The sequence below is a fragment of the Luteococcus japonicus genome, from assembly GCF_003752415.1.
Lineage (GTDB): Bacteria > Actinomycetota > Actinomycetes > Propionibacteriales > Propionibacteriaceae > Luteococcus > Luteococcus japonicus.
Genome location: NZ_RKHG01000001.1, coordinates 828,319 through 854,908, shown reverse-complemented (window position 1 = coordinate 854,908; position 26,590 = coordinate 828,319). Strand labels below are relative to the sequence as shown.

At 67.9% G+C, this 26,590-nt stretch carries 25 protein-coding genes and 4 tRNA genes; 18 read left to right on the top strand and 11 right to left on the bottom strand.

Translation table 11 applies throughout. The features are described from left to right. Positions 1-2: 2 nt before the first annotated feature. From EDD41_RS16760 to EDD41_RS04160, 4 genes are all read left to right on the top strand, one after another. Positions 3-695 carry an ABC transporter permease gene (locus EDD41_RS16760; RefSeq protein ID WP_211336584.1) on the top strand — a complete coding sequence of 231 codons (693 nt, stop codon included), beginning with the start codon at positions 3-5 and terminating at the stop codon, positions 693-695. Between the two features lie 37 nt (positions 696-732). Then, on the top strand, positions 733-957 hold the full coding sequence (locus EDD41_RS04170) for an ATP-binding cassette domain-containing protein (protein WP_123575058.1): 225 nt from the start codon (positions 733-735) through the stop codon (positions 955-957). 25 nt (positions 958-982) lie between these two features. Then, positions 983-1,058: transfer RNA gene (locus tag EDD41_RS04165), tRNA-Lys, on the top strand. Between the two features lie 42 nt (positions 1,059-1,100). Beyond that, a tRNA-Lys gene (locus EDD41_RS04160) sits at positions 1,101-1,176 on the top strand. Between the two features lie 65 nt (positions 1,177-1,241). Here EDD41_RS04160 and EDD41_RS04155 read toward each other — a convergent pair. The 3 genes from EDD41_RS04155 to EDD41_RS04145 are packed head-to-tail and all read right to left on the bottom strand — an operon-like array spanning position 1,242 to position 4,046. Further along, positions 1,242-2,141, bottom strand: a complete 900-nt coding sequence (locus EDD41_RS04155; protein WP_123575057.1) for an aldo/keto reductase — start codon at positions 2,139-2,141, stop codon at positions 1,242-1,244. 19 nt (positions 2,142-2,160) lie between these two features. Continuing rightward, a complete protein-coding gene (locus EDD41_RS04150; protein ID WP_123575056.1) occupies positions 2,161-2,901 on the bottom strand; it encodes a type 1 glutamine amidotransferase in 741 nt (246 codons plus the stop codon). After that, positions 2,898-4,046 (bottom strand): DUF1727 domain-containing protein, encoded by a 1,149-nt coding sequence (locus EDD41_RS04145; protein WP_094766232.1) that lies wholly within the window; start codon positions 4,044-4,046, stop codon positions 2,898-2,900. Before EDD41_RS04145 ends, EDD41_RS04150 begins: the two co-directional genes overlap by 4 nt. Before the next feature lie 422 nt (positions 4,047-4,468). Here EDD41_RS04145 and EDD41_RS04140 point away from each other — a divergent pair, with 422 nt between their 5' ends. The 6 genes from EDD41_RS04140 (at position 4,469) to EDD41_RS17100 (ending at position 10,055) form a co-directional block, all read left to right on the top strand. Then, the gene (locus EDD41_RS04140; RefSeq protein ID WP_123575055.1) at positions 4,469-4,945 is read left to right on the top strand and encodes a cupin domain-containing protein; all 477 of its coding nucleotides are present in this window, start codon (positions 4,469-4,471) and stop codon (positions 4,943-4,945) included. Between the two features lie 153 nt (positions 4,946-5,098). Then, the gene (locus EDD41_RS04135) at positions 5,099-5,821 is read left to right on the top strand and encodes a succinate dehydrogenase cytochrome b subunit (RefSeq protein ID WP_211336583.1); all 723 of its coding nucleotides are present in this window, start codon (positions 5,099-5,101) and stop codon (positions 5,819-5,821) included. After that, positions 5,818-7,776 carry a fumarate reductase/succinate dehydrogenase flavoprotein subunit gene (locus EDD41_RS04130; RefSeq protein WP_123575054.1) on the top strand — a complete coding sequence of 653 codons (1,959 nt, stop codon included), beginning with the start codon at positions 5,818-5,820 and terminating at the stop codon, positions 7,774-7,776. Before EDD41_RS04135 ends, EDD41_RS04130 begins: the two co-directional genes overlap by 4 nt. After that, entirely contained in the window at positions 7,773-8,525 is a 753-nt protein-coding gene (locus EDD41_RS04125) for a succinate dehydrogenase/fumarate reductase iron-sulfur subunit (protein WP_123575053.1), read from the top strand. The genes EDD41_RS04130 and EDD41_RS04125 overlap by 4 nt, the downstream gene beginning before the upstream one ends. Positions 8,526-8,675: 150 nt before the next feature. Next, positions 8,676-9,116, top strand: a complete 441-nt coding sequence (locus EDD41_RS04120; protein WP_123575052.1) for a thioesterase family protein — start codon at positions 8,676-8,678, stop codon at positions 9,114-9,116. A gap of 87 nt (positions 9,117-9,203) precedes the next feature. After that, on the top strand, positions 9,204-10,055 hold the full coding sequence (locus EDD41_RS17100; protein WP_211336582.1) for a DUF6157 family protein: 852 nt from the start codon (positions 9,204-9,206) through the stop codon (positions 10,053-10,055). A 65-nt stretch (positions 10,056-10,120) separates the two neighbouring features. Here EDD41_RS17100 and EDD41_RS04105 read toward each other — a convergent pair. Together EDD41_RS04105 and orn are read right to left on the bottom strand one after the other, a co-directional pair. Next, positions 10,121-10,196: transfer RNA gene (locus EDD41_RS04105), tRNA-His, on the bottom strand. Positions 10,197-10,263: 67 nt separating this feature from the next. Then, a complete protein-coding gene (orn, locus tag EDD41_RS04100; protein ID WP_123576847.1) occupies positions 10,264-10,887 on the bottom strand; it encodes an oligoribonuclease in 624 nt (207 codons plus the stop codon). 62 nt (positions 10,888-10,949) lie between these two features. On the opposite strand from orn, the gene EDD41_RS04095 reads away from it, so the two are divergent. The 4 genes from EDD41_RS04095 to EDD41_RS04080 all read left to right on the top strand — a co-directional run bounded on the left by EDD41_RS04095 (position 10,950) and on the right by EDD41_RS04080 (position 16,011). Next, positions 10,950-11,025 (top strand) — tRNA-Arg (locus EDD41_RS04095). Positions 11,026-11,053: 28 nt separating this feature from the next. Then, positions 11,054-12,418 (top strand): PrsW family intramembrane metalloprotease, encoded by a 1,365-nt coding sequence (locus EDD41_RS04090; protein WP_245995532.1) that lies wholly within the window; start codon positions 11,054-11,056, stop codon positions 12,416-12,418. A 96-nt stretch (positions 12,419-12,514) separates the two neighbouring features. Further along, positions 12,515-14,371, top strand: coding sequence for a dynamin family protein (locus tag EDD41_RS04085; protein ID WP_123575051.1), 1,857 nt, complete (start codon positions 12,515-12,517; stop codon positions 14,369-14,371). Beyond that, entirely contained in the window at positions 14,371-16,011 is a 1,641-nt protein-coding gene (locus tag EDD41_RS04080) for a YfjP family GTPase (RefSeq protein WP_123575050.1), read from the top strand. The genes EDD41_RS04085 and EDD41_RS04080 overlap by 1 nt, the downstream gene beginning before the upstream one ends. Before the next feature lie 174 nt (positions 16,012-16,185). On the opposite strand, the gene EDD41_RS04075 is transcribed toward EDD41_RS04080, so the two are convergent. After that, positions 16,186-17,046, bottom strand: a complete 861-nt coding sequence (locus EDD41_RS04075; RefSeq protein ID WP_123575049.1) for a putative RNA methyltransferase — start codon at positions 17,044-17,046, stop codon at positions 16,186-16,188. A gap of 150 nt (positions 17,047-17,196) precedes the next feature. Between EDD41_RS04075 and EDD41_RS04070 the strand changes: the two genes are divergently transcribed. Beyond that, positions 17,197-17,679, top strand: a complete 483-nt coding sequence (locus tag EDD41_RS04070) for a single-stranded DNA-binding protein (protein WP_123575048.1) — start codon at positions 17,197-17,199, stop codon at positions 17,677-17,679. A gap of 122 nt (positions 17,680-17,801) precedes the next feature. After that, entirely contained in the window at positions 17,802-19,484 is a 1,683-nt protein-coding gene (ettA, locus tag EDD41_RS04065) for an energy-dependent translational throttle protein EttA (protein WP_123575047.1), read from the top strand. A gap of 117 nt (positions 19,485-19,601) precedes the next feature. Here the strand turns inward: ettA and mmuM are convergent, their stop codons facing one another. Then, a complete protein-coding gene (gene mmuM, locus EDD41_RS04060; protein WP_123575046.1) occupies positions 19,602-20,537 on the bottom strand; it encodes a homocysteine S-methyltransferase in 936 nt (311 codons plus the stop codon). Between the two features lie 82 nt (positions 20,538-20,619). On the opposite strand from mmuM, the gene EDD41_RS04055 reads away from it, so the two are divergent. Beyond that, on the top strand, positions 20,620-22,065 hold the full coding sequence (locus EDD41_RS04055; RefSeq protein WP_211336581.1) for an amino acid permease: 1,446 nt from the start codon (positions 20,620-20,622) through the stop codon (positions 22,063-22,065). A gap of 624 nt (positions 22,066-22,689) precedes the next feature. Here the strand turns inward: EDD41_RS04055 and EDD41_RS04050 are convergent. Then, entirely contained in the window at positions 22,690-23,037 is a 348-nt protein-coding gene (locus EDD41_RS04050; protein WP_123575045.1) for a hypothetical protein, read from the bottom strand. A 16-nt stretch (positions 23,038-23,053) separates the two neighbouring features. After that, positions 23,054-23,425, bottom strand: a complete 372-nt coding sequence (locus EDD41_RS04045) for a thiol-disulfide oxidoreductase DCC family protein (protein WP_123575044.1) — start codon at positions 23,423-23,425, stop codon at positions 23,054-23,056. Between the two features lie 26 nt (positions 23,426-23,451). Here EDD41_RS04045 and EDD41_RS04040 point away from each other — a divergent pair, with 26 nt between their 5' ends. Next, the gene (locus EDD41_RS04040) at positions 23,452-24,744 is read left to right on the top strand and encodes an MFS transporter (RefSeq protein ID WP_211336580.1); all 1,293 of its coding nucleotides are present in this window, start codon (positions 23,452-23,454) and stop codon (positions 24,742-24,744) included. 2 nt (positions 24,745-24,746) lie between these two features. Here the strand turns inward: EDD41_RS04040 and EDD41_RS04035 are convergent, their stop codons facing one another. Further along, positions 24,747-25,079, bottom strand: a complete 333-nt coding sequence (locus tag EDD41_RS04035) for a putative quinol monooxygenase (protein WP_094766226.1) — start codon at positions 25,077-25,079, stop codon at positions 24,747-24,749. Positions 25,080-25,136: 57 nt separating this feature from the next. Next, a complete protein-coding gene (locus EDD41_RS04030) occupies positions 25,137-26,342 on the bottom strand; it encodes an IS110 family RNA-guided transposase (protein ID WP_123575043.1) in 1,206 nt (401 codons plus the stop codon). Positions 26,343-26,590: the final 248 nt, after the last annotated feature.

Sequence of the window (26,590 nt, the reverse complement as noted above, 5' to 3'; positions counted from 1 at the left end):
CGGTGGCGCAGGTGCTGGCCGACAGGTTGCCGTGGACGCTGCTGTTGTCCACGGTCGGGCTGCTGGTGGCTGTCCTGTTGGGGTTGTGTGGGGGAGTGGTCGCGGCGCTTCGTCCTGGGTCCTGGCTGGACCGTGCCAGCGAGGCCCTCATCATCCTGGTGCAGTCCATCCCGCCCCATGTGCTGGCCCTGGGCCTGATCATGGTCGGTTCGCTCGGGCTGGGCTGGTTCCCGGCCGTCGGCGCAGTCACCGTACGGGGCGGAGGCGGCGTGCTCGACGTCGCCCACCACCTGGTCCTGCCTGCGCTGGTGCTCGGCCTGTCCCAGGCGCCGTGGCTGCTGCTCAGCTGCCGCACCGAGGTGCGCGCCGCGCTGGCCTCCGACGCCGTCCGTGCCGCCGTCGTCCGAGGGCTGTCCTGGCGTACCGTGGCGCTGCGCCACGTACTCCCCGTCTCATTGGCGCCGCTGGTCACGCTGGTCGGGGTGCGGCTCCCGGAGCTGGTGGGCGCCGTGATCGGGGAGGAGTCCTTCGCCTGGCCGGGCCTGGCGGCCGCGATGGTCACCTCGGCGCGGGACCTGGACCTGCCGCTGCTGGCATTGTTGACCGTGGCCTCCACGGCGCTGGTGCTCGTCGGCTCCCTGCTGGCAGACCTGTGCTATCTGGCCCTGGATCCGAGTGTGGGTCTGGATGACTGAGCGACGTGGTGGTTGGTAGGCCCCGGCACTGCTGCTGGTGGCGGGCTGGGCCCTGCTGGCCCCGGTGCGCTTCCTGCTCTGTGACGAGGCAGCCACGATGCTGGATGCGGTGACCACCGCCGGCATGGTGCGGTTGTTGTGCCGGGAGGTGGATGCCGGGCTGGGAGTGCTGGCCATCCCCCACGATGCGGAACTGCTGGAAGTGTGGGCCGACGAGGTCTGGGAGCTCACGCCGTCGGGCCTGATTTGCGCTGGGCGCTGAGCAGGCGTAACGTTCCTTCTCGCGCGCACCGCTAGCTCAATTGGCAGAGCAGCTGACTCTTAATCAGCGGGTTCAGGGTTCAAGTCCCTGGCGGTGTACCAAACAACTGAATATCCCTCGGGTCCTTGCGGGCCCGGGAGCAAGCACCGCTAGCTCAATTGGCAGAGCAGCTGACTCTTAATCAGCGGGTTCAGGGTTCAAGTCCCTGGCGGTGTACCAACGAAAGGCCCCGGATCACTGATCCGGGGCCTTCGTCGTTGCCGGTGGCCGAGCCTGTCGAGGCCTCAGCGGTGCGGCTGCGGGTCGTGCCAGACGGGGGACTCGTCCAGGCGCTGCATCTCCCCCTCACTCAGCACCAGGTCGACGGCCTTGGCGGAGTCGGTGATGGATTCCGGGCGGCTCGCACCCGGGATGGGGATCAGCTTGTCGTACTTCGCCAGCTCCCAGGCCAGGACCATCTGCTGCGGGCTGACGCCGTGCTCGCGGGCCACGTCGCCGAAGGCCTGGAAGCGGCTGCCCACCTCCGTGGCGCCCCCGGAGCAACCACCCAGCGGGCTCCACGGCAGGAAGGCGATGCCGTTGTCCTTGCAGACCGTCAGGGTGTCGGTGGAGCAGCGGAAACTGGGGGAGAACTCGTTCTGGACGCTGACCAGCCCGTCGGGGCCCAGCACGTCGCGTGCGATCTCGATCTCCTCCACATTGGCATTGCTGATGCCGATGGCCTTGATGAGCCCCTGCTGCTTGAATTCGGCGAAGGTCTCCACCACCTCGCCGTAGACCTTCCACCGGTCCGGGCGGTGCCACTGGTAGAGATCGATGCAGTCAACCTCAAGCTGGCTCAGGGAGTGCTCCAGGGCGCGGCGCAGGTAGTCCTTGGAGCCGTCGCGGCCCCAGGTCTCGCCCTCGCCGCGGGTGATGCCACCCTTGGTGGCCACCACGATCTCGTCGCGATTGTTGATCCCGCGCAGGCCCATCGCCAGCACGTGCTCGTTGTGGCCCATCTGGTCCCAGCTGGGTGCGTAGATGTCGGCGGTGTCGAAGAAGGTGATGCCGGCGTCGAGGGCGGCGTGGATGGTTTCCATCGCCTGGTCCAGCGACGGCCTCGGTTCGCGTGCCATGGACAGGGGCATGCAGCCCATCCCGATGGCGCTGACGGTGAACGGTCCGAGCTGTCTGGTCTTCATGCTCCGACGGTAGCGGTGCTCAGCGAAGCGTGCGGGCGTGCTCGATTCGCTGTGCGCGCAATTCGTCCAGTTCCGGCATCGGCAGCGGGCCGAGCTCCAGGCCCGTGGCGAGCTGCAGAAGGTGGTCGGCCAGCTCGGGATTGCGGGCCAGGACCGGGCCGTGCGGGTAGGTGCCGATCACCCAGCCCTTGCCGCCGGGGCCGCGCTGCACGGCGCCCTCCAGCCCTTCGCCGTTGTTGCCGACGCCCACCTCGACGCGGGCCAGCGGTTCGGCGTCGGGGCCCAGTGTGGTGTATCCGCCGTGGTTCTCGAAGCCGGTGATGATGCTCTGCGTGCCGTCGGGCATGGTCCAGCGGTGCAGCACCTCGCCGACGGCGCGCTCTGCGCCGCGTCGGGTCTGGATGTCCAGCAGGCCCAGACCTTCGGTGACCTCGTCGCGATCTCCGACGGTGAAGGACCTCCCACAGATCTGGAAGCCCGCGCAGACGGCGAACAGCACGGCGCTGGACTCCAGGGCGCGGAAGATGTTCCCGTCCTCCTGGAGGGCCCTCAGGGCGCTGATCTGGGCCATGTCCTCGCCGCCACCCAGCAGGTAGAGCTGCCCGTCGGCGGGCACCTCGTCGCCTGGTTCCACAATCACCAGCTCGGCGTCAATGCCGCGCATCTGCAGCCTTTGCAGCGCCACCCTGGCATTGCCCTGGTCACCGTAGATGCCCAGCAGGCTCTGGAAGACGAGCACGATCTTGACGGGCTTGCTCATGCGAGGCCTCCCAGCTTGCGCAGCTTCTGGAATGGTGTGTAGGTGCTCAGTACGTCGATCACGACGCCCTCGTCGGCCAGTTCGCCGGCGCGGGCCATGGCGGCCGACAGGTCCGGGACCACCTCGTGCTCCACTTCGCCGTATGTCAGGCGCACGGCCAGGTCCAGGGCGCGGGGGCCGGTGCAGATGACATGGCGGCCGGCCAGCTGCTCGTAGTCCACGTCCCAGAGCCAGCTGACGTCCTTGCCGTCGGCGGCCACGGCGTCGATGGCCAGCACGACTGGGTCGGTGGCGGCCAGCGGCAGGCTCTCGGCCCAGCCGGCGGGATTCTTGGACAGCATCAGGCGGCCCTTGACGTCCCCGAAGGTGGCCACGGCATAGCGTCCGGCGGGGGAGGTGACGCTGTGCATGCCCTTGAGTGCCACGTCGGGCTCGATGCCCATCACCCGGGCGGCGGCCAGGGCGCAGGCGGCATTGGCGCGGTTGAAGCGGCCGGGCACCTGGAGGTCCAGGGTCCAGACGGTGCCGTCCTTCTCGGTGACCTCTTCGCCATGGACGGTGTAGTCGGCCTCCGGCTGGGTGAGCGGGCAAGCCGGGCAGTCCCAGTGGCCGTCGACGTGGGCGAGCACGGCGCCGCAGGCGGGGCAGAGAGCCGCATCCTGCGTCCAGCCGGCGCCGGTGTCGATCCAGATGACCTGCTTGGCCGTCTCGGCTGCCCAGGTGGTGAGCGGGTCGCAGGCATTGGCCACGACGACGGGACCTGCTTCTCCGGCCTTCTCCAGCGCGACGCGCCAGCCGCGGCCCAGGCTCTTGATCTCGTGGTTGCGGTCCATCTGGTCCCGGCTGAAGTTCAGCAGCACCAGCACCTCCGGCCGGCCCTCCTCGATGATCCGGGGGACGATCCGCTCGTCGGTCTCCAGGATGGCGATGTCCGCCTTCGCAGCCTCACCCAGTGCCGAGGCGACGCCGTGGTACAGGTTCGCGCCGTCGGCATTGGTGACCACGCGACGTGCGGGCTCGGGGGTGCCCTCACGCACTGCTGCGGCCAGCAGGTGGGTGGTGGTGGTCTTGCCGTTGGTGCCGGTCACCGCGGCGATCCGGCGATGGGCCAGCAACTTGCCCAGCGCCTGCGGGTCGACCTTCATCATCACCTGCCCGCGGATGGAGGCCCCGGAGCCCTTCCCGGCGAGGCGGGAGGCGAGGGCGGCGGCCCGTCCGGCGGCCAGGGCGGCCTGCAGACGTGCGTCCGACAAGGAGATGGGCGTGCGTGGCATGGGAGTCATTCTGGCACCTTCCACTGGCATGACACGTCGTGGAACGTCCTGCCGCGCCGTTTGACCATGTGGTTGGCTGTGCTCACCCGTTGGGCGCACCTTCCTGATCTTCCTGGTCAGCATGTACGTCTTCGGTGGCGTACCGCTGTGACGTGACCTCCTGGTGTCGCCTGCCTGTCAGCCGCTCGGCTTTGTCACAGGCGCTCGGATCCGGGGCCCCCTGGCCACGGGGCACCAGGCCGGCAAGCCGCGTCGGCCGGGAAATGTCAGGGCCAGTGAGTACGCTCGGGGTCATGGCTATCACTGACAACGGACCCAACCCGAACGTCTTCGACATCGAGACCGAGACCAAGGCCAACGAGAACTACCGCACGGTGGCCTGGAGCGGCAAGTACCTCCAGGTCACGCTGATGAGCATCCCCGTCGGCAAGGACATCGGCCTGGAGGTGCACCACGACACCGACCAGTTCCTGCGCATCGACGCCGGCAAGGGCAAGGTCCAGATGGGCCCCGCGGAGGACCAGCTGACCACCGAGCAGGAGGTCTCCGACGGTTGGAGCATCCAGGTCCCCGCCGGCACCTGGCACAATGTCACCAATACCGGCGATGAGCCGCTGCAGCTGTACACCATCTACGCGCCCGTCCACCACGCCGCCGGTATGGTGCACACGGACTTCGAGGATGCGGAGAAGCAGGAGGAGGCCGGACAGGACGAGCCCCCGGCCTGGAGCATCCAGCCCGACGACACCACCCCGGACGAGAAGGCCTGAGTCCTTCGTTCCACACGACGCCGCCCCGATCCTCTCGGGGCGGCGTCGCTGCTTGTCCGCCCGGAGTTCATGAGGTTTTACCACCCCGCCCAGGAAAGTGTCCGAGGGTCGGCCTATGGTGGTTGGAAGGGTCTCGTCCAGGAGGCGTTGCGAATGTCCCAGTCACCGTCGACAAGGGCCGCCGGCCATCCGGCTGGTCTGTCCAATGCTGCCGCGAAGGTGGTGATGGCGCTCACCGGGATCATCTTCGGTCTGTTCGTGCTGGTGCACATGATCGGCAACCTCAAGCTGTACATGGGGCCGGCCGACTTCAACGGCTACGCCCACTGGCTTCGCGCCGCCTTCCACCCCGTCCTTCCGCACGAGGGCCTGCTGTGGATCCTGCGCATCGTCCTGCTGGCCTGTCTGGCGGCCCACCTGTACTGCGGCTGGCTGGTGCGCAGCCGCGGCCGCATCGCCCGTGGATCCGTGCGACGCAAGGGAATGCCGGCCTCGACGTGGATGGCGCGCAGCATGCCGCTCACCGGCGTGATCCTGCTCGGCTTCCTGGTCTTCCACCTTCTGGACCTGACCATCGGAACAGCTCCGGTCGCCTCCGACGCCTTCCAGGGCCCGACGGTGGACGCCTCCTTCGCTTACACCAATGTGGTTGCCTCCTTCTCCCGCTGGCCCGTGGCGCTGGTCTACGGCCTGACGATGCTGGCGCTGTGCGCCCACCTGGCGCACGGGCTGGTCAGCGTCGTGCTGGACCTCGGGGCAACGCCCGGCCCCAAGGCGGTGCGCACCGTGAGCGCGGTGGCCCTGGCCATCGGCCTGCTGGTGGCGCTGGGCAACCTGACCATCCCCGTCGCCGTGCTGACAGGAGTCGTGAAATGACCATCCTCGACATCCCACGCGCTGAACCACCGCTCGACGGACACACGCCCGACGGCGATCCGGCCACCGCCTGGCACCGTGCCAAGCTCCACTACAAGCAGGTCAGCCCGCTGAACCGGCGCAAGTTCACCATCGTCGTCGTCGGCACCGGCCTTGCCGGATCCGGGGCGGCCGCCGCGCTGGGGGAGCTGGGCTTCAACGTGGTGGCCTACACCTTCCACGACGCGGCCCGTCGCGCCCACTCCGTCGCGGCCCAGGGCGGCATCAATGCGGCCCGCGGCCGCAAGGTGGACGGAGACTCGCTGGACCGCTTCGTGAAGGACACCGTCAAGGGCGGCGACTTCCGCGCCCGGGAGGCCGACGTCTTCCGGCTGGCCGAGGAATCGGTGCGGGTGATTGACCACATGGACGCCATCGGGGCACCCTTCGCCCGCGAGTACGGCGGCCAGCTGCGCACCCGATCCTTCGGTGGTGTGCAGGTCAGCCGCACCTACTACACCCGCGGGCAGACCGGTCAGCAGTTGCAGGTGGCAGCGGCCCGTACCCTGCAGCGGCAGGTGGCGGCCGGCACCGTCGAGCTGAGGACCCACCGCGAGGTGCTGGACCTGGTGGTGACCGACGGCCGGGTGCGGGGCGTGGTGGCCCGGGACCTGCGCACCGGCGCCATCGAGGTGCAGGCCGCACACGCCGTCGTGCTGGCCACCGGCGGCTACGGCAAGGCCTTCTTCCACTCGACGCTGGCGCACAACTCCAATGTGAGCGCCGCCTGGCGGGCCCACCGTCGCGGGGCGCTGTTCGCGTCGCCCTCCTACCTGCAGTTCCACCCCACGGCGCTCCCGGTCAGCTCGCAGTGGCAGTCCAAGACGACGCTGATGAGCGAGTCGCTGCGCAATGACGGCCGGATCTGGGTGCCGAAGAAGGCCGGCGACGACAGACCGGCCAATGACATCCCGGAAGAGGAACGCGACTACTACCTGGAGCGCAAGTACCCCGCCTACGGCAACCTCGCGCCGCGCGACATCTCCTCGCGTGCCGCCCGGGAGCAGATCGAGGCAGGCCACGGCGTCGGACCGCTGAAGAACAGCGTCTACCTGGACTTCCGCGACGCGATCCAGCGCCTGGGGAAGAAGATCATCGAGCAGCGCTACGGCAACCTTTTCGAGATGTATGCCGACTGCACCGGCGAGGATCCCTACACGGTGCCGATGCGGATCGCTCCCGGAGCGCACTTCTCGATGGGTGGCCTGTGGAGCGACTACGACATGCAGACCTCCATCGAGGGCCTGTTCGTCGGCGGTGAGGCTGGCTGGGGCTACCACGGCGCCAACCGGCTGGGCGCCAACTCCTTGCTCAGTGCCTGCGTCGACGGGATGTTCACCCTGCCGCACACCATCCCCAACTACCTGGCCGGACACCTCAACGAACCGCTCCTGGCCGACGACGACCCGGCGGTGACACAGACCGTCGCGGATGCCACCGGCCGGTTGGAGGCGCTGCTGGCCGTCGGAGGCAAGACCGGCTCCGACCGCTTCCACCGCGAACTGGGGGAGATCCTCTACCGAGGCTGCGGCGTCGCGCGCAGCAAGGGGGGGCTTGCACAGGCGATCGACGAGATCCGGGACCTGCGGCATCGCTTCTGGAGTGACCTGCGGGTGCCTGGCACCGGCCGGGAACTCAACCAGGAGCTGGAGAAGGCCGGACGGGTGGCCGACTACCTGGAGCTCGCGGAGCTGATGTGCGTCGACGCCTATGACCGCGACGAGTCCTGTGGCGCTCACTTCCGCGTCGACCACCAGACTCGTGACGGCGAGGCCCTGCGTGACGACCGGAACTGGTGCTTCGTCTCGGCGTGGGAGCACACGCCCGGTCCGTTGGGGCAGCCCGGGATGCCGGTGCGTCACCACGAACCCCTGACCTTTGCCGCCGTGCCACTGCAGACGAGGAACTACCAATGAGGATCACGCTGGAGGTGTGGCGCCAGCCCAGTGCCCAGGCGCCCGGAGATTTCGTCACCTATGTGGTGGACGATGCCACGCCGGAGATGTCCATGCCGGAACTGCTGGACCGGCTCAACGACCAGATCGTCGAGGCCGGGGGAGAGCCCGTCGCCTTCGAGAGCGACTGCCGGGAAGGGATCTGCGGCTGCTGCGGCATCACCGTCGACGACCGCCCGCACGGCCCCGTCGCCAACACCCCCACCTGCCAGCAGCACCTGCGCAACTTCTCCGACGGAGACGTGGTGCGCCTCGAGCCCTTCCGCTCTGCCGCCTTCCCGGTGGTGAAGGACCTCGTCGTGGACCGTTCGGCCTTGGACCGGGTGGTGCGGGGTGGTGGTTTTGTCAGCGTCGACACCGGTACCGCGCCGGACGCCGAGGACCGTCAGATCACCTTCCGGCGTGCTGAGAAGGCCCTGGACTTCGCGGCCTGCATCGGCTGCGGCGCCTGCGTCGCAGCCTGCCCGAATGGGGCTGCCCACTTGTTCAGCGGTGCGCTGCTGACCCACTTCTCGACCCTGCCGCAGGGAAGGCCGGAACGCTCCAGGCGGGCCCGGGGCGTGGTGAAGGCCGTCGAAGCGGAGTTCGGCCCCTGCTCCACCTATGGCGAGTGCGTCGAGGTCTGCCCGGCGGGGATCCCGCTGGCCGCGGTGGCTGCGGTCAACAAGGAGATGATGCGTGCGGCCTGGCGCCGGGGATCCGACGACTGAGAACAGATCTCATCTTCCCGATCGAGCGAATTGCGCACCCCAGTGCAGTTTGACGTGTCCAAGACCCTTCAGCGCTCGATCGGGAAGATGGGTCGGATGTCCAGAAGTGGGGTATGGACCAGCTGCGCCCGGATCCGTAGGCTGTCACCCATGCGCACTCCCATCGCCGTGGGTGAGACCCACACCATGACCTATGTCGTGCCCGACAACCGGTGCGTCCCCGACGTCTTCCCCGAGTCCCCGGAATTCCAGACCGTGCCACGCGTCTTCGCCACGGCCTACATGGTCGGTGCTGCGGAATGGGCGTGCATGGAGGCCCTGCGGCCGCACCTGGAGGACGGGGAGACCTCGGTCGGCGTGCACGTCGACCTGTCGCACACTGCTGCCACCTTGCCCGGGATGACCGTGCGCTACGAGTGCACCGTCAGCCAGGTGGAGGGCCGCACCATCTGGTGGGATGTGCAGGCCTTCGACGACCTGGGCCCCATTGGTTCGGGGCGGCACGCCCGTGCCGTGCTGGACCAGGAGCGTTTCCTGGCCGGGGTGGACAAGCGGGCAGATCAGGCGGGTGTGTCACGTGTCCCGCGTTGACCTGCAGGGACGCCCCGAACCTGAACTCCCCGTCGGGGAAGCGGCAACCCTCGTCGGCTAACTCGACTTCCTGCGAGCCACCATCGGATGGAAGGCCGAGGGCCTGTCCGACGAGGCCCTGCGCGCCCGGCCGCTGCCGTCGTCAATGTCCTGGGTGGGCTGCTGAAGCACCTGGCCTATGTGGAGGACTTCTTGTTCGGGGTGGTCCTGGGCGGTAACTCGCCTGCCCATCCGTGGAGCGAGGTGGACTGGCGAGCAGACGGTGACTGGGACTGGAGCTCGGCCGGCGAACAGACCGGCGACGAGTTGCACTCGCTGTGGAGGGAGGCCGTCGATGCTTCCCGGCGGCAGCTTGGCGCACTGGGCGGCACGGCGGCGATCGACCTGGAGTCTCTCGTTACGGTGAGGGGTTGGGACGAGCAGCCGTCGGTTCGCTTCGTACTGACCCACATGATCGAGAAGTACGGGCGGCGCTGTGGGGATGCGGACCTGCTCAGGGAAGCCATCGACGGGGAGGGGGGAGTGAAATCCACGAACTACACCAGCACCTTCATTGCCGTCGCCGAGGACTGTCCGGCAATCAATGCCCAGATTCCCCAAGCCGCGTCGAAAGGCCCGACGATTGCCTCCCTGCAGCACGAACTGCTGTCGGGGCGTCCGTGTGAACTGACTTCGGATGATCTGATCTTCCGGGTCCATGCCCTGCGCAAGGGCCTCGATCCCGACGACGGGGAGGCTCGCGCGGCCTTCTTCTCGACGTCGCAGGCCTGTCTGCGTTCCTCCCCGCTGGCCAAGCGCTACGGCTGGGCGCTGCACCACGAGGCCGACGGCCGGGTTGCACTGGTCGGGCTGGGCTCCGAGCTCCACGACGAGTTGTCCCGCGATGCGAGCCTGACCCAGACCCGGGCCCTGCGCAGCAGACGACGTGCCGCCTCTTGAGAAGCTGAAACACGACGAAGGCCCCGGTCCGAGGACCGGGGCCTTCCATCTGGGATCCATCCCTGTGGGGTGAGTAACGGGACTTGAACCCGCGACCACCTGGACCACAACCAGGTGCTCTACCAACTGAGCTATACCCACCATGGCCCGGGGAATAATCTCCCCTGAGCGCTGGATCAGCTTAGCGGTAAATGACCATTGTGTGAAATCAGGCCTTCGTGAGGTCCGCCGGACGCATTCCGGTGATGGTTCCCTGGTGCTTGTGGGCAATCAGTTTGGCCTCTCCGGTGGTCGGGCCCGGAGCGGGCACGAAGACGGCCTCGCGGTAGTAACGCAGCTCCTCGATCGACTCCTGGATGTCGGCCAGCGCACGGTGGTTCCCGTTCTTGGCGGGGGACTGGTAGTAGGCGCGCGGGAACCAGCGACGGCTCAACTCCTTGATGCTGGAGACGTCGACATTGCGGTAGTGCACCCAGCCCTCCAGCTCGGGCATGTCGCGGGCCAGGAAGGCGCGGTCGGTGCCGATGGTGTTGCCGGCCAGCGGTGCCTTGCGGGCCGTCGGGACGAAGGTCTGCACGTAGTCGAGGACCAGCTTCTGGGCCTCCTCCATGGTGGTTCCGCCGGCCAGTTCGTCGAGCAGGCCGGACTTGGTGTGCATCTCGCGGACGAAGTCGCCCATCTGCGCCAGAGATTCGTCCGACGGCTTGATCAGCACGTCGATCCCTTCTCCCTGCACGTTGAGATCGGAGTCGGTGACCAGGGCCGCCACCTCGATCAGGGCGTCGTTGACCAGGTCCAGCCCGGTCATCTCACAATCAATCCACACCAGCATGTCATTCACCCGTCCACCCTACCGGGCCCTGCGGCGCGCCCCGCTACCATGGACCTCGACATGCCCCAGTAGCTCAGCGGATAGAGCAGCAGCCTTCTAATCTGTCGGTCGCAGGTTCGATTCCTGCCTGGGGCGCCACCTGTACCCGACGCTCGACAGGATGCGCATGAGCCTCACGACGCACGACGCTTGGACGCTGAACGGTGCCCTCGACGAGGCCCGGTCCGTCAAGCCGGAGCGTCGCGCCCGTTCATTGTCCGGCCTGCCGCCGAAGCAGCGGCCCGGGATGAACCGGTGGATGAGGCTGCTCACCAACCCGTGGACCTGGATCTCCGTCGTCCTCTTCCAGCTCTACGCCCTGTGCCTCTTCCTGGTCTGGCGCCAGATGTCCGCGGACCAGGTCTTCCCGCAGGGCACCATCCCCGGCCTCGACTGGGAGACGGTCAAGACCTGCGCCGGCTATGCCGCGCCGACGGCCATCGTCTGGTCCCTGGCCTTCATCCTCCTGGACCGGCTGCGTCCGATGAAGCCGCTGCTGTGGCTGCTGGCCTTCGGCTGGGGTTCCTGCATGTCCATCTGGTTGAGCCTGCACATCAACAGTTGGGCGGCGGAGATGCTCAACGTCACCGCGAGCCCGGGCGATCCGGCCGCCCAGGCTCGGCCGGCGGTCTTCGTCGCACCCTTCGTGGAGGAGGCCGCCAAGGCCACCATCCTGTTCCTGCTGGCGATCCTGCTGCGTTACCGCATTGTCTCGGTGCTGCAGAGCGTCTGCCTGGCGGGCCTGTCCGCCATCGGCTTCGCCTTCACGGAGAACATCGTCTACTACGCCCGTGCCATGGTCTACGGCTCGGTCACCACCGGCGCCGGCGACGTGGAGGAGGCGGTCCAGCAGCTCGTGCTGCTGCGTGGGGTGATCACCAGCTATGGCCACCCGATGTTCACCATGTTCACCGGCATCGGGCTGTTGCTCGGCCTGCGTACCCGCAGCAAGTTGGTGCGCATCCTCGCGCCGCTGACCGGCTTCTGCCTGGCGGCCCTGGGTCACATGGGTTTCAACGGCATGGCGTCGGTGGGGCAGCAGGACAACCGTTGGCTGCTGGTGCAGTTCTTCCTGATCATCTTCTTCATGCTCAGCTTCCTGGTTCGCCACGAGTTCAAGGAGATCAAGCGGATCCGCACCCGGCTGGAGGACTATGTGCGGGTCGGCTGGCTGCTGCCGGAAGACCCGCAGAACCAGGGCTTTGGGCGCCGTCGCAGCTGGCTGCTGATGGTGGCTCTCACCCGCGGCTGGCGCACGCTGCGTGACACCGTCGCCATGACCCGGGCGATGACTGAGCTCGCCTATCTGCGCGACGCGATGGTGCGCGGCATCATCGACGAGGCCGGACGGGAGCGGGAGAAGGAATTGCTGGCCGAGATCAAGACCCTGCGCCACACCGCCCTGTGGGAGGCCCGAGGTCTCAAGATGCACATCCCATGGCACCGGTTGGCCTTCTGGCGACGCTGGCGCACACCGGCGCCCACGGCCTGAACCCTCAACCTGTCCCGGCACGAGGAGCAGGATTCGTGCCACAGTGGGGTGGAACTTTTCGGGCGCGGGGGCGCCCGTGCCATCGAAAGGAATCGCGTGAGCAGCACACGTCTGATGCAGGCCCTGGCCGAGCTTCGTGAATCACTGGCTCCCGTCAGGCTCCCACTGCCGCTCCCGCAGGCGATGGAACAGGCGCGCAGCGCGCGTGACATGCAGCGCCAGCTCGACGACTACATCCTGCCCCGGCTGGCCACCATCGAGGCCCCGCTGCTGGCCGTCGTCGGTGGTTCGACGGGTGCCGGCAAGTCCACCCTGGTGAACTCGCTGATCGGCCGCATCGTGACAACACCCGGCGTGATCCGCCCCACCACCAAGTCTCCGGTGCTGATCTGCCACCCGGACGACGTGAAGTGGTTCCAGGACGACCGGATCCTCCCCGGACTGGTCCGTTCCCGTTCCAGCTCCCAGGACCAGAACACCCTGCAGATCGTCGAGGAGCCCGCGCTGCCCCAGGGCCTGGCCATCATCGATGCTCCCGACGTGGACTCCGTCGTCGAGCAGAACCGCAACCTGGCCGCCCAGCTGCTGCAGGCCGCGGACCTGTGGGTCTTCGTCACCTCCGCAGCCCGCTATGCCGACGCCGTCCCGTGGGACTTCCTGAAGGCCGCCGTGGACCGCGCGGCTGCCGTCGCCGTCGTGCTGGACCGTATTCCGCCGGCCGCGATGAACCAGGTGCCGCCGCACCTGGGCAAGCTGATGACCGAGCGCGGGCTGGCGGATTCGCCGCTCTTCGCCGTCCCGGAGACCGAGACCACCGCGGAGGGCCTGCTCCCCGATGCCGCCGTCTCGCCCATCCGCACCTGGCTTGCGACGCTGGCCGCGGATGCCGCCAGCCGCCAGCGCGTCGTGCTGCAGACGCTGGATGGTGCCATCGGTGCGCTGGTCACCAAGGCCCCGCCGGTCGCCGACGCCGTCGAGGCTCAGGCCGAGGCCCTGGCCACGCTGCGTGATGATGCCGCCAAGAGCTACCAGGAGGCCGTGCGCCAGGTCTCCGTCCAGTCCGCCGACGGCAGCCTGCTGCGCGGCGAGGTGCTGGCGCGCTGGCAGGACTTCGTCGGGACCGGCGAATTCATGAAGACCATGGAGCAGAAGATCGGCTGGCTTCGTGACCGGGTCTTCGCCACCGTCAAGGGCACGCCGCCGGAGGCCGAGGGTGTGAAGGTCGCCGTCGAGTCCGGTCTGGAGGCACTGGTCCGGGAGCAGGGCGAGGCCGCCGCAGAACGGGCCGAGTCCGCCTGGCGTGCCACGGCCTACGGCCGCGACGTGCTGCGCAACTGGTCCGGAGAGGACCTCTCGCGCGCCTCGACCGGCTTCTCCGACGAGGTGGCCCGCGCCATCCGTGACTGGCAGGGCGATGTGCTGGAGCTGGTCTCCGCAGAAGGCATGGACAAGCGATCCAAGGCCCGCTACCTCGCGCTGGGCGTCAACGGTGTCTCCGCCGCGCTGATGATGGTGGTCTTCGCACACACCGGCGGCCTGACCGGTGCCGAGGTGGGCATCGCCGGCGGTTCCGTCGTGCTGGCCCAGCGGGTGCTGGAGGCCGTCTTCGGCGACGACGCAGTCCGCAAGCTCGCCAACCAGGCCAAGGCCAGCCTCGATGCCCGCGTCGAGGCCGTGATGGGCAACGAACTCAAGCGCTACGACGACGCCCTGGCGTCCCTGGCGGGAGACCTGGACCAGGCCGTCCGGATCCGGGAGGCCGCCGAGGAGGTCAACTTCGCCCGCCACGAGGGCTACGACGATGCCCTTCCGGCCGCACCCGAGCAGGCCGCGATCGAGGCGCCCCAGACACAGGCGTTGCCAGCGGCCCGGGAGACCGTCCAGCTGAACACCATCACCGAGGCGCATGATGCCGAGGTCGTCGACGCCGAGATCGTGCAGGAGAACCGCTGATGGCCCGCAACCGCACCAATCCCGACCGCATGGGTGTCGCCGACAAGGTCAAGGCACTGGCCGAGACGATCGAGCTGGCCGATGGCCGCGCCGACGCCGAGCTGGTGGCCGAGGCACGCAATGTCGTCGGACACACCGACAAGCGGCTGGCCTTCAGCGGCGACATCACCGTCGTCGCGCTGGCCGGGGCGACGGGTTCGGGCAAGTCGTCCACTTTCAATGCCCTGTCCGGTACCCAGCTGGCGGTGCCGGGCGTCACCCGCCCCACCACGAGCAAGGCGATGGCCGCCTATTGGGGCAGCGAGGTGCCCAATGACCTGCTCGACTGGCTGGAGGTGCCCACCCGGCACGTTGTCACCGGCGGCGATGCGGCCCTCGACGGGCTGGTGCTGCTCGACCTCCCGGACCACGACTCCACCGAACGTGCCCACCGCGACGAGGTGGACCGGCTGGTGCAGTTGGTGGACATGTTCATCTGGGTGGTGGATCCCCAGAAGTATGCCGACGCCGCCCTGCACGACCGCTACCTCAAGCCCTTGGCGCAGCACGCCGAGGTGATGATGGTGGTGCTCAACCAGGCCGACCGGCTGCCCGAGGGCCAGCTGGAACCGACGCTGCGTGACCTGCGTGCGCTGCTCGACTCCGAAGGCCTGGAGAAGGCCCAGCTGTGCGCCATCAGTGCGATGACCGGCATGGGCGTCCCGGAGCTGCGCGGCCAACTGGCCACCGCCATCCAGAACAAGCAGATGGCCGCCAAGCGGCTGGAGGGCGACGTGGTGCAGGTGGCCCGCAAGCTCAGCGAGGACATCGGCCACGCAGACCCCGACGAGGTCAGCAAGGGCCGCGAGGCCCAGCTGAACAAGGCCCTCGGCGAGGCTGCCGGCGTCGGTGTGGTGAGCGAGGCCGTGCTGAAGGCGACGCGTCGCCGCGGCACCCTGGCCACAGGTTGGCCCGCCATCACCTGGATCAAGCGCTTCAAGCCGGACCCGTTGCGTCGCCTGCACCTGGACGCCGTCAAGATCAACAAGAAGCAGGAGCTGGAGCCCGCGCGCGTGCAGCGCACCGGCGTGAACCGCAAGGGGATCAGCTTCAACGGGGTGCAGCAGGCGCGCGTCGACTCCGCCGTGCGTGCCGTTGCCGACGAGGCCGCCGTTGGTCTGCCGCGTAGCTGGCAGGACGCCGTGCGCGACGCGTCACGCCGCGACGAGAAGTTGCTGCCCGACGAGTTGGACCGCGCGATTGCCACCACCGATCTGGCGATGGACCGCGGCACCGGCTGGTGGAAGATCTTCCAGGTGCTGCAGTGGCTGCTGATCACCTGCGTCGTGGTGGGCCTGGGCTGGCTGGGTCTGCGGATGGCGCTGATCTACTTCGGCGTGATGGACCTGTCTCTGGGGCCGACCTGGTATGGCATCCCGATCCCCACCTGGCTGGTCGCCGGAGGTGTTGCTGCCGGAGTGCTGTTGGCGCTGGTCAGCCGCGTCTTCGTCGAGTTCGCCGCCAAGCGCAAGGCCTCCCGGGCCACCCATGTGCTGGAGAAGTCCATCGGACAGGTTTCCCGCGAGCGGATCATCAACCCGATCAATGGGGAACTGCGCCGCTACGAGCAGGCCCGCGACAAGATCGCTCGCGCCCGCTGAGGTCAGCGGCTGCGACGCAATTGGAAGCGCCCTGTTTGTCCCGTGGAGGGAGGGGGACCTGATGATGGCGCTGGGAGCGTATGTGCTGGCCCATCTGCTGATGTCGCTGCTGCTGCCCCCTGTGCCGAGCGTGCTGCACTATGAAGGGCTCATCAAGCGTGGTTGATGTGCGGGTCACACGGCCCGGAAGACCGTCGCGACGAAGTGCACGTCGACGTCGAGTTCGGTGAGCTTCGCGAAACGCTCCTGTCCGTCCAGGGGCGTGTTCCAGCGGTAGGGGGTCATGCCCCAGACCTCGTGCAGTTCCTGCGCGCTGCCCATGTGCACGTGGCTGGTGAAACGACGCTGCTCCACCACGTCGAGTGACTCGGTCAGGGCCACCTGCTCGTCGTGCGGGCGGTAGTGGGGGTAGAGAACCTGGCGCAGCTGGGCCAGGTGCGAGTCACCGGGTGAGACCACCACGATCCGTCCGCCAGGACGGATGACGCGGGCGAACTCGGCCTCGTGCAGCGGCGCCATGATGCTGGTCAGCACGTCGACCGAGTGGTCCAGCACGGGCATGTCGATCACCGACGCGACGCAGGTCAGGGCCTCGGGGGCGCGTCGGGCGGTGACCTTCACCGCGGGGCGGGAGATGTCGAAGGCCATCCGGGTGGGCGCGGGGGAATCGTCGTCGGCAAGTGCGCCCAGCATGGCGGCGGTGAAGGTGCCCTCGCCGCAACCGACGTCGAGCAGGCTCTCGACGGGGCGCTCGGCTTCGAGGTCTCGCACCAGCTCGGCAATTCCTTCGGACAACACCTGGTAGTGCCCGCGGTCCAGGAAACGGCGGCGATCGGCCACCATGTCCGCGTCGTCGCCGATGACGGCCTTGCGCGATTTCCCGGGCCGCAGCAGGTTCACGAAACCCTCGCGCGCCTTGTCGAAGCGATGCCCCTTGTCACACCACAGTTCCCGAGCCTCGACGGCCAGCGGGCCATGGCAGATGGGGCAGGCGGCGATGCCGCCGGTGGATGCGGGCATGGGGGTCTGGGTCACCGAATGAGCCTATCGGGCTGGTTATCCACAGGATTTGGTTGCCGAGGAATTGCCCACAGGTGCCGTTGGGCGTGATCCCAGGAATGGGCGGACGCACACACTGCAGCAGAGGCGCCCACCGGTGGCGTCAACCGCTGAAAGGGGACAGTCATGCAGGACGCACTCATCACACTGACCGGCAATGTGGGCACCGACGTCGAGTTCACTCGGGGGGAGGGGTGGCAGCTGGCGCGCTTCCGGTTGGCCTGCACCCCACGTCGGATCCGACAAGGAGAGTGGGTGGACATGGAGACCACGTGGATCGGCGTGACCGCCTGGGGCCGGACGGCCGAGAACATTAAGACCTCGCTGGACAAGGGGGATCCCGTGGTGGTGCACGGGAAGCTGCGCACCAGCGCCTGGCATGACCAGGCTGGTATCCGGCACGAGCGGCTCGTCGTGGAGGCCACGGCGCTGGGCCACGACCTGACGCGTGGCCGCAGCGAGTTCATTCGGACTGAGCGGCGAGCGCCCCAGGTGGTCACCGATGAGGATGGCAACCTGGTCAATGCCGTGACCGGGGAGATTCTGGAGCAGGCCCCGCCATCGGAGGTCGAGGAGGCGCCGAGGGAGGAGCAGCTCATCCACTCCTGAGGGGGCGGGCGGTGGGGCAGCGCAGCGGGTCCAGAGCCAGAAGCTGGCATACTGGGTGACGTTTGCTGCCCCCACCGGGGTTGCCCACCCACATTCTCGATTCGAAGGACAACACGCCTGCCATGGCCGAGTTCATCTACACCATGCACAACGTGCGCAAGACGATCGGCGACAAGCTGATCCTCGACAACGTCACGCTCTCCTTCTTCCCCGGCGCCAAGATCGGCGTCGTCGGCCCCAACGGTGCCGGCAAGTCCACCATGCTGAAGCTGATGGCCGGCATGGACAAGGCCAACAACGGTGAAGCCCAGCTGCTCAAGGGCGCGACCGTCGGCATCCTGCTGCAGGAGCCCCCGCTGAGCGAGGGCAAGACGGTGTTGGAGAACGTCGAGGAGGGCGTCGCCGAGATCAAGGGCAAGCTCGACCGCTTCAATGCCATCGGCATGGAGATGGCCGAGCCCGACGCCGACTTCGACGCCCTGATGGCGGAGATGGGTGAGCTGCAGACGGACCTGGACAATGCCAACGCGTGGGACCTGGACGCCCAGCTCGCGCAGGCCATGGAGGCCCTGGAATGCCCGCCCGGCGACACCATCGTCGACGTGCTCTCCGGTGGTGAGCGACGCCGTGTGGCGCTGTGCAAGCTGCTGCTGCAGCAGCCCGACCTGCTGCTGCTTGACGAGCCCACCAACCACCTTGACGCCGAGAGCGTGAACTGGCTTGAGGGCCACCTGAAGAACTACCCCGGTGCCGTGCTCGCCGTCACCCACGACCGGTACTTCCTGGACAACGTCGCCGAGTGGATCTGTGAGATCGACCGTGGACGCCTGCACCCCTACGAGGGCAACTACTCCACCTACCTGGAGACCAAGCGCCAGCGCCTGACCATCGAGGGCCAGAAGGACGCCAAGCGCGCCAAGATTCTGGAGAAGGAGCTGGAGTGGGTCCGCTCGAGCCCCAAGGCCCGCCAGGCCAAGAGCAAGGCCCGCCTGGCCCGCTATGAGGAGATGGCCGCCGAGGCGGAGCGCAACCGCAAGATCGACACCTCCGAGATCAACATTCCGGCGGGCCCCCGTCTGGGTAGCACCGTCATCGAGGTCGAGAAGCTCAAGAAGGGCTTTGGGGACCGCGTCCTGATCAATGACCTGTCCTTCAGCCTGCCCCGCGCCGGCATCGTCGGCATCATCGGCCCGAACGGCGTCGGCAAGACCACCCTGTTCAAGACCATCACCGGTCTGGAGCAGGCGGATGCCGGCACGGTCAGGGTGGGCGAGACGGTCAAGTTCAGCTATGTCGACCAGAACCGTTCCGGTATCGACCCGAACAAGAATGTCTGGGAGGTCGTCTCCGACGGTCTGGACTTCGTCAAGGTTGCCAACTTCGAGATGAACTCGCGCGCCTACGTCGCGAGCTTCGGCTTCAAGGGCCCCGACCAGCAGAAGTTGGCCGGCATCCTGTCCGGTGGTGAGCGCAACCGCCTCAACCTGGCGCTGACCCTGAAGCAGGGCGGCAACGTGCTGCTGCTCGACGAGCCCACCAATGACCTCGACGTCGAGACCCTGTCGAGCCTGGAGGACGCCCTGCTCGACTTCCCCGGCTGCGCCGTGGTGATCTCCCACGACCGCTGGTTCCTGGACCGCATCGCCACCCACATCCTCGCCTGGGAAGGCGACGACGAGGACGAGAGCAAGTGGTTCTGGTTCGAGGGCAACTTCGCCGACTACGAGAGGAACAAGGTGGAGCGCCTGGGCGTGGAGGCTTCGCGTCCGCACGCCTCCAAGCACCGTCGCCTCACGCGCGACTGATCCACAAGGCTGAGCCAGCACCCGCTGGCTGAGCCGACGACAGCCGGGTCTGCCGGGGTTCCTTGGGGCTTCGACAGGCCCGGCCGTCGTGTGTGTCCCCCGAGCCTGTCGAGGGGTTCACGCGGTGAGTTGGGCCAGCTCCGTGATCGTCGAGGGGCTGGTGCGGCAGCAGCCACCCAGGAGTCGGGCCCCGGCCTGGATCCATTGCGGCACCAGGGCAGCCTGCTGGTCCTGGTCGGGCCCGGGGGACCAGGTCTTGGTCGTCGGATGGTAGACCTCGCCGGAATTCGGGTAGGCCAGCAGCGGCAGGGCGGTGGCCTCGTGCAGGGCCGTCAACGCGTCAGTGACCCAGCCACGGGGGACACAGTTCACCCCGACGGCAACAACGTACGAGAACTCGGTGACCGCCCGGGCTGCATCCGCCAGCACCGTGCCGTCGGGTAGGTGCCCCGCGTCGCCCAGGGAGAAGCTCACGAAGGCCTCCGTGCCGGCGAACTCGTCGCGTAGCAGGGCCAGTACCGCGAGCACCTCATCGAGCCGGGGTTGGGTCTCGATGCCGAAGCTGCGAATGCTGGCCTCGTGCAGCAGGCGGATCCGCGGGCGGTGGAAGGCACGGTAGCCCTCCTCGTCGAGCCGGTAGTTGCCGGTGTACTCGCTGCCGTCGGCCAGGTGGGCGCCGTAGGGGCCGATGCTGCCGGCCACCACCACGGGATCCTGCCCGGATGTGGACCACTCCCGCACGCTCTCCAGGGCCAGCCGAGCGCTGTCGCGTACCAGCTCCTCGGCGGCAGAGCGCTCCCACCCCGCGGCCACGAAGTCATCGGGGCATGCCTGGTAGCTGTTGGTGACAAGGACCCGCGAACCGGCATCCAGATAGCTGCGGTGCACGGCGCGGATGGCCCCGGGGTCACTGTCCATCGCCACCGACGACCACAGGGCCGAGGAGGTGTCCACGCCGTGCTTCTCCAGCTCGGTGGCCATGGCCCCGTCAAGCAGGACGACGTCGGAGGTGGACAGCAGCTGGGCAAGGGTGGTGGGCAGTGGTGTGACCATGCCCGAGAGACTATGCGGTGCCATCTCATCAGCGTGAGATCGTCCTGAAGTGCGGATGCCGTGAGCCTACCGTGTGGTCACCATGACGCAGCACACCACCATCCCCGATGAAAGCCCGGCCCAGACCTCCCTGTGGGCCGAACCGCCCCGCACCGACCAGCTGCAGCGCAGCATGAGCGCCCGCCACCTGATGATGATCAGCTTCGGCGGCGTGATCGGCACCGGCCTGTTCCTCAGCTCGGGGTGGACCATCAGCCAGGCCGGCCCCATCGGCACGATCCTGGCGTACGCCCTGGGCGCCGTGATCGTCTACCTGGTGATGATGTGCCTGGGCGAGCTGGCCGTCGCCATGCCGTGGACCGGCGCCTTCCACGTGTATGCCACCCGTTTCCTGGGCCCGGCGACGGGCTTCACCGTCGCCGTCCTCTACTGGTCCACCTGGACCATCGCGCTGGGTTCGGAGTTCACCGGCGCGGGTCTGATCATGCAGCACTGGTTCCCCGACACCCCGGTGTGGATCTGGAGTGCGGTCTTCATCGCGTTGATCTTCGGGCTCAATGCCGCCTCCGTGCGTGTCTTCGCGGAGGCCGAGACCCTGCTGTCCGGGATCAAGGTGGCCGCCATCATCTGCTTCATCGTGCTTGGTCTGCTGGCCATCGTCGGGCTGCTCCCGGTGCAGGGGAACACCACCCGCCCGGGCCTGGGCAACCTGACCGACGGCGGGATCTTCCCGAATGGCCTGGGGGCGGTCTTCACCACCATGCTGGCGGTCAACTTCGCCTTCTCCGGAACCGAGCTGATCGGTATCACCGCTGGTGAGACCGCGGAGCCGGCCCGCGTCATCCCCAAGGCGATCCACGCGACGCTGGCCCGGCTGAGCATCTTCTTCATCGGCTCCATCTTCGTGATGGCCTGCTTGATCCCGTGGCGCGAGGCGGGCGTGGACCAGAGTTCCTTCGTCACGGTCTTCGAGGCGGTCGGGCTGCACTGGGCGGGTGACGTGATGAACTTCGTCGTGCTCACCGCCATCCTGTCAGCGGCGAATTCCGGGCTGTACGCCTCGACGCGGATGCTGTGGTCCTTGGCCAATGAGGGCACGATCCCCGCCGCCGTCGCGCGTACCAACCGGCACGGCATCCCGGTGGTGGCGCTGTGCCTGAGCATGGTGGGCGGGCTGCTGGCACTGCTGTCCAGCGTGGTTGCCGCCGACACGGTCTACCTGGTGCTGGTCTCCATCTCCGGCCTGGCCGTGGTGCTGGTGTGGATGGCCATCGCAGCAAGCCAGATGCGTTTTCGTCGGCAGTGGCTGGCCTCTGGGCGCAGCGTCGACGAGTTGGGCTACCGGACGCCCGGCCACCCGTGGGTGGGGATCGCGGCCTTCGTGCTCAGTGCACTGTCCTGCGTGCTGATCGTCTTCGACCCCACCCAGCGGATGGCCCTGTTCTGGACCGTGCCCTTCGTGGCGCTGTGCTACCTGGGGCACTGGCTCTTGGTCCGCCGGGGACGCACGGAGCCTGAATCGCGCTGAGGCGCTGATCCAAGGACACAGCAGGGTTTGATGAGCGGTCCTGAAGTGCCGATGTCAGGACGTTGGTCCAGGATCCCGCAACACGGTGGCCGCAGCCTCGGCCGCTCTGCGGACTTCTGGCCACGCCTCATCCGCGAACCATGCGCCACCCGAAGGGGGACCGACTCGACCAGCGCCCAGTCATCGCCCAAGGCAGCCCAACGAGCCCCGAAGATACCTGCCCAGAAGCGGGCCAGGTCCGACGGATCCTGACAACAATCGAAGACCACTTCCTGGATCGAGGCGCGCATGCTGAAACCCTAGGCCCGCAACTCCTGCCGTGTCAGTCAGCGGGTGAGGTGATGGTGCCTGTCCTGCCCCTCAGCATCTCAGGCCGCGTGATCACCAGGGCCAGGAGACCAGGACCAGGGCGGCAGCAAGACCCGTCACACAGCACAGCAGGGCCAGAAGGAATGCACCCAGCCCGCGCAGGAATGCTGTCGACGTCGGACTGTCCAGCACCGCCGTATCAGGCCCCGACCACCACGCCACGGAATGGATTCGCTGGTCGGGGAAGAGCAACCAGGAGTGTCCCGAACGCACCGACCACCAGACCTCCAGTGGGCCCTTGGGGTTGGGAACCAGCTATCGACGGACGACCGCATCCCGGTCGAGCAGCAACTCACGCCGTCCTCGCGCCGTCACGGCGGTCACGTGGCCCTGACCCAGCTCCACAGTGCCCCGGAATGCCAGCGGCAGCAAGAGGTAGAAGGCTGCCAAACTCCACCATGAAGCACCAAGGAACAGCACTGCCGTGCCAAGACCGTCCAGCGGCCACCGATCGGGATCCGGATTGCGAGCTCCGAAGCACACCGCGTAGATCGGTACGAAGATCACGCCGAGGCGAATCGTCCACACTCGAATCGTTCCCCAGAAGGACTTCCCGACCATCTCTCCACGCGCCCACATCCTGTCGGGGTAGATGTCCTTCATGGGAGTGCGCCGTGGATCACGGCCTGGGCCCGGGCATCCGACACGCCGCCGTACCGCCCGGCAACTCGTGGCGGTGCGTGGCCACCCAGCGGTAGACGGAATTGGCAAGCCAGCGCACCGGGGCGTGACAGAGCAGCAGCCCGACGGTGCGCAGCGGCTGCGGACCGGTGGCCAAGGCACGCCCGATGGCCGCGGCACCGTGGGTGACGGCGCCGTCGTCGGCCACAAAGGGGATCTCCCGGAGGGCGCGTTCTTCGTCGATTCCCAACGCCTGCAGCAACGCCGGCGTGATGGGCTCGACGCTGGCGCGCAGGCCCCGTCCCTCGAGCCATCCGGCGCATCGCGTGCAGAAACCACAGTCCGGGTCGTAGAGCAGTCGGCCAGCCATGAGGCCAGTGTGGCAGCATCATCCGCGTGAGTGACAGACGCGGCTTCCTGCTCGACACCCGGCCGTTCACTGCGTCGCGGCACTTCACCTGGATGTGGCTTGGTGCGCTGGTGGCCGGCGTCGGCAATGCGCTGACCGCGGTGGCCGTCGGCCTGCACGTCTACGAGCTGACCCACTCGACCTTCGCGGTCTCGATGGTGGGTGTCGCGGCGTTGGTGCCCACGCTGTTCGCAGGGCTCTATGGCGGCACCATCGTCGACCGCTTCGACCGTCGGCTGGTGGCCCTCGCCTCCGCCGTCCTGGCCTGGCTGGCGACCGCCGCAATCCTGCTGCTGGCCGTGCTCGAACGCGAGACCATCTGGATCCTCTACGTCCTGTCCGCCCTCAACGCCATGGGCGCCACCCTGGTCTCCGCGTCGCGGCAGGCCATCATCCCGAACCTGCTGGAGCCCGAACTGCTGCCCGCAGCCGGCGCCCTCAACGGGATGAGCATGGGTCTGGTGGTCACCCTGGGCCCGGCGCTGGCTGGACTGCTGGTGGCCCGCCACGGCTTCGCCATCACCTACGGCCTGGACCTGCTGCTCTTCTGCGGCGCCTTCCTCGGCCTGGCTGCACTGCCACCGATGCCGCCCGAGCCGGGAGCCGAACACAAGACCTGGGCAGCGATCCGCGAGTCCTTCCGCTACATCCGCGCGACGCCCGTGGTGGCGATGAGCTTCATCGTCGACATCGTGGCCATGACGCTGGGCAATCCGCGCTCCCTCTTCCCGGCGCTCGGCGCGGTGGTGATCGGTGGGGGAGCCGTGACCGCGGGGCTGCTGGCGGCATCGTCGGCCATCGGTGCCGTGCTGTGCAGCCTGTTCAGTGGGCGCATCGTCGGCTGGAAGCGGCACGGACGGGCGGTGAACCTGTCGGTGATCGCCTACGGCCTGTTCACCGTCGGACTGGGGATCGTCGCCCTACTGGTGCACACCGGGCACTGGCCGGGCGGCGTCGGGAGCCCAGACAGACTGAACCATTCGGCGCTTGCCGCGGCCATGCTGATGCTCTTCGGGATGGGCGCCAGCGACAATGTCTCGGCCATCTTCCGCAACACCATCCTGCAGCAGGCCGTCCCGGACAGGATCCGCGGCCGGATGCAGGGGATCTACATCATGGTGGTCACCGGCGGTCCGCGCCTGGGTGACCTCTTCGTCGGGCTGGTGGCGCTGGGTGCCGTGTGGGCGCCGCCGCTGGTGGGCGGCCTGGCCATCGCCGCAGTGGTGGCCGCCCTCATCCGGCTGGTGCCGGTCTTCCACCACTACGACGCGACTGCCTGAGTTCACTTGCCGTCGGGCATCTCGATCTCGCCGAGGTCATTCCAGCCGTCCTGCGGGATCTCGTAGGAGATCACCTTGGGGCGGGTGGCGGCGTACTGGCCCTGCTCCTTCATGGCCTTCTTGAAGTGCTCGCTGTTCACGTGCGCGGCGCCGGCCTCGCCATCCTTGTAGGCCTCGATCAGGATGTACTCATTCGGGTTGTCGACGCTGCGCGACCAGTCGAACCACAGGCAGCCGGTCTCGGCGCGGCAGGCCTCGGTGAACTCCTTGGTCAGCTCCAGGAAGTTGTCTGCGTACTCGGGCTTGACGTCCCACTTCACGGTGATGGTGATCATGCAGCCCATTCTGCCCTCATGACCCAACGGCCCCGGAAATGATGCTCCTATCTCCCGTCAAGCGGCTTGGAGCCATTCTCGGTAGTTCTGGGCCAGGGTGTCGTCTCGGCGTTTGCCGAGTTCGATCTCGGAGATGTGGGCGGGCCAGACGTTGAAGTGCTGGGCGGCGTGGGTGAGGGTGAGTTTCTTGGCCTGGCGGGCTGGTCGCAGGTCTGTGTAGTTCGGGATCTCGCAGTTGCCGGTGAGTGCGCGGAACACTTCTCTGGCGACGGCGCGTTTCAGTGCCCGGTAGACCGCTGCGAGGGTCCAGCCCGCGTCGAGGTGCTTGTCGCGATAGTCGCGGGTGCGTTGGTCGTGGACCATGCGGACCTTCACGATTTGGTGGAGCGCCCAGTTGGCCTGCCTGTCGCCGCCGCGTGAGAGGCGGTGGCGTTGGGTCTTGCCCGAGGACACGGGGATCGGGCTGGTACCGCAGAGCGCCGCGAACCCGGCAGGGGTGGCGAGGCGGGCGGGATTGTCGCCGGCCGTGACCAGCAGGACAGCGGCAGTGACCGGCCCGACTCCGTGCATGGCGCGCAGCCCGGGGTTCTTGGTTGTGGTGAGTTCGTCGAGCTGGGCTTCCAGGTCGACCAGTTCGTCGTGCAGGAACTGGTGGCGTCGGGCCAGGGATCGCAGGGCTCGCATGGTGAGGGCCTGGGCGGCGTCATGGATCTGGTCGGGGCGGCTGGCAGCGAGATGACGGATGAGCTTGTCGCGGCTGGTTTGGCGGTATTTGTCTCGGAGCGTGGCGGGTGCGTTGACCAAGAGGCTGCGGATTTGGCGCCAGCAGGCTTGGAGGGCCTTGTTGGCGCTGCGTCGAGTGACCAGCAGGGCTCGAAGGGGCTCGATGGAGTCGTGTTTGGGATGGGTGGCCGCTTCTCCAGAGATCACGCAGCGGGCGGCGCGGTAGGCGTCGAGGCGGTCGGTCTTGCCGTGCTTGCGGCGTTCGGCGGGGCGGGTGCGGTTGACCTCGATGACGGTGATGCCCGCGGCTCGTAGTGCTGCTGTGATGCCGATGCCGTAGCTGGAGGTGCCCTCGATGCCGACAGCTGCAATAGGTCCGTGCTCGACCAGCCAGGCCACTGCCTTGCGGTAGCCGGTAGTGGTGGTGAACTCGTGGTCGTCGACCTCGAGCCCGGTGGCGGTGATGACCGCGATGTGGATGGTCTCGGTGTGGGAGTCGATTCCTGCGACGTGGTGGTGGGGCTCTGGGATGATGGTCATGGCCTGCTCCTGGACTCGGTGAGTGGGTCAGGCGGCGGCCGCTTCGACCAGACAGGACATACACCGGACTCGCGATCAGGCTCGTATTAGGTCATGGCCGGGCGGTCGTCGCCCCTGGGCCTCGTGGAGCCGGACTGATCAGTTTGTCGGTAGCCCAGCAGGGCACCAGTCAGAGGCAGGGTCACGACTCCACGAGACTCCTACCATCATGTTTGTCAGCGGCAGGTGATGGACTGGGGGCATGCAGA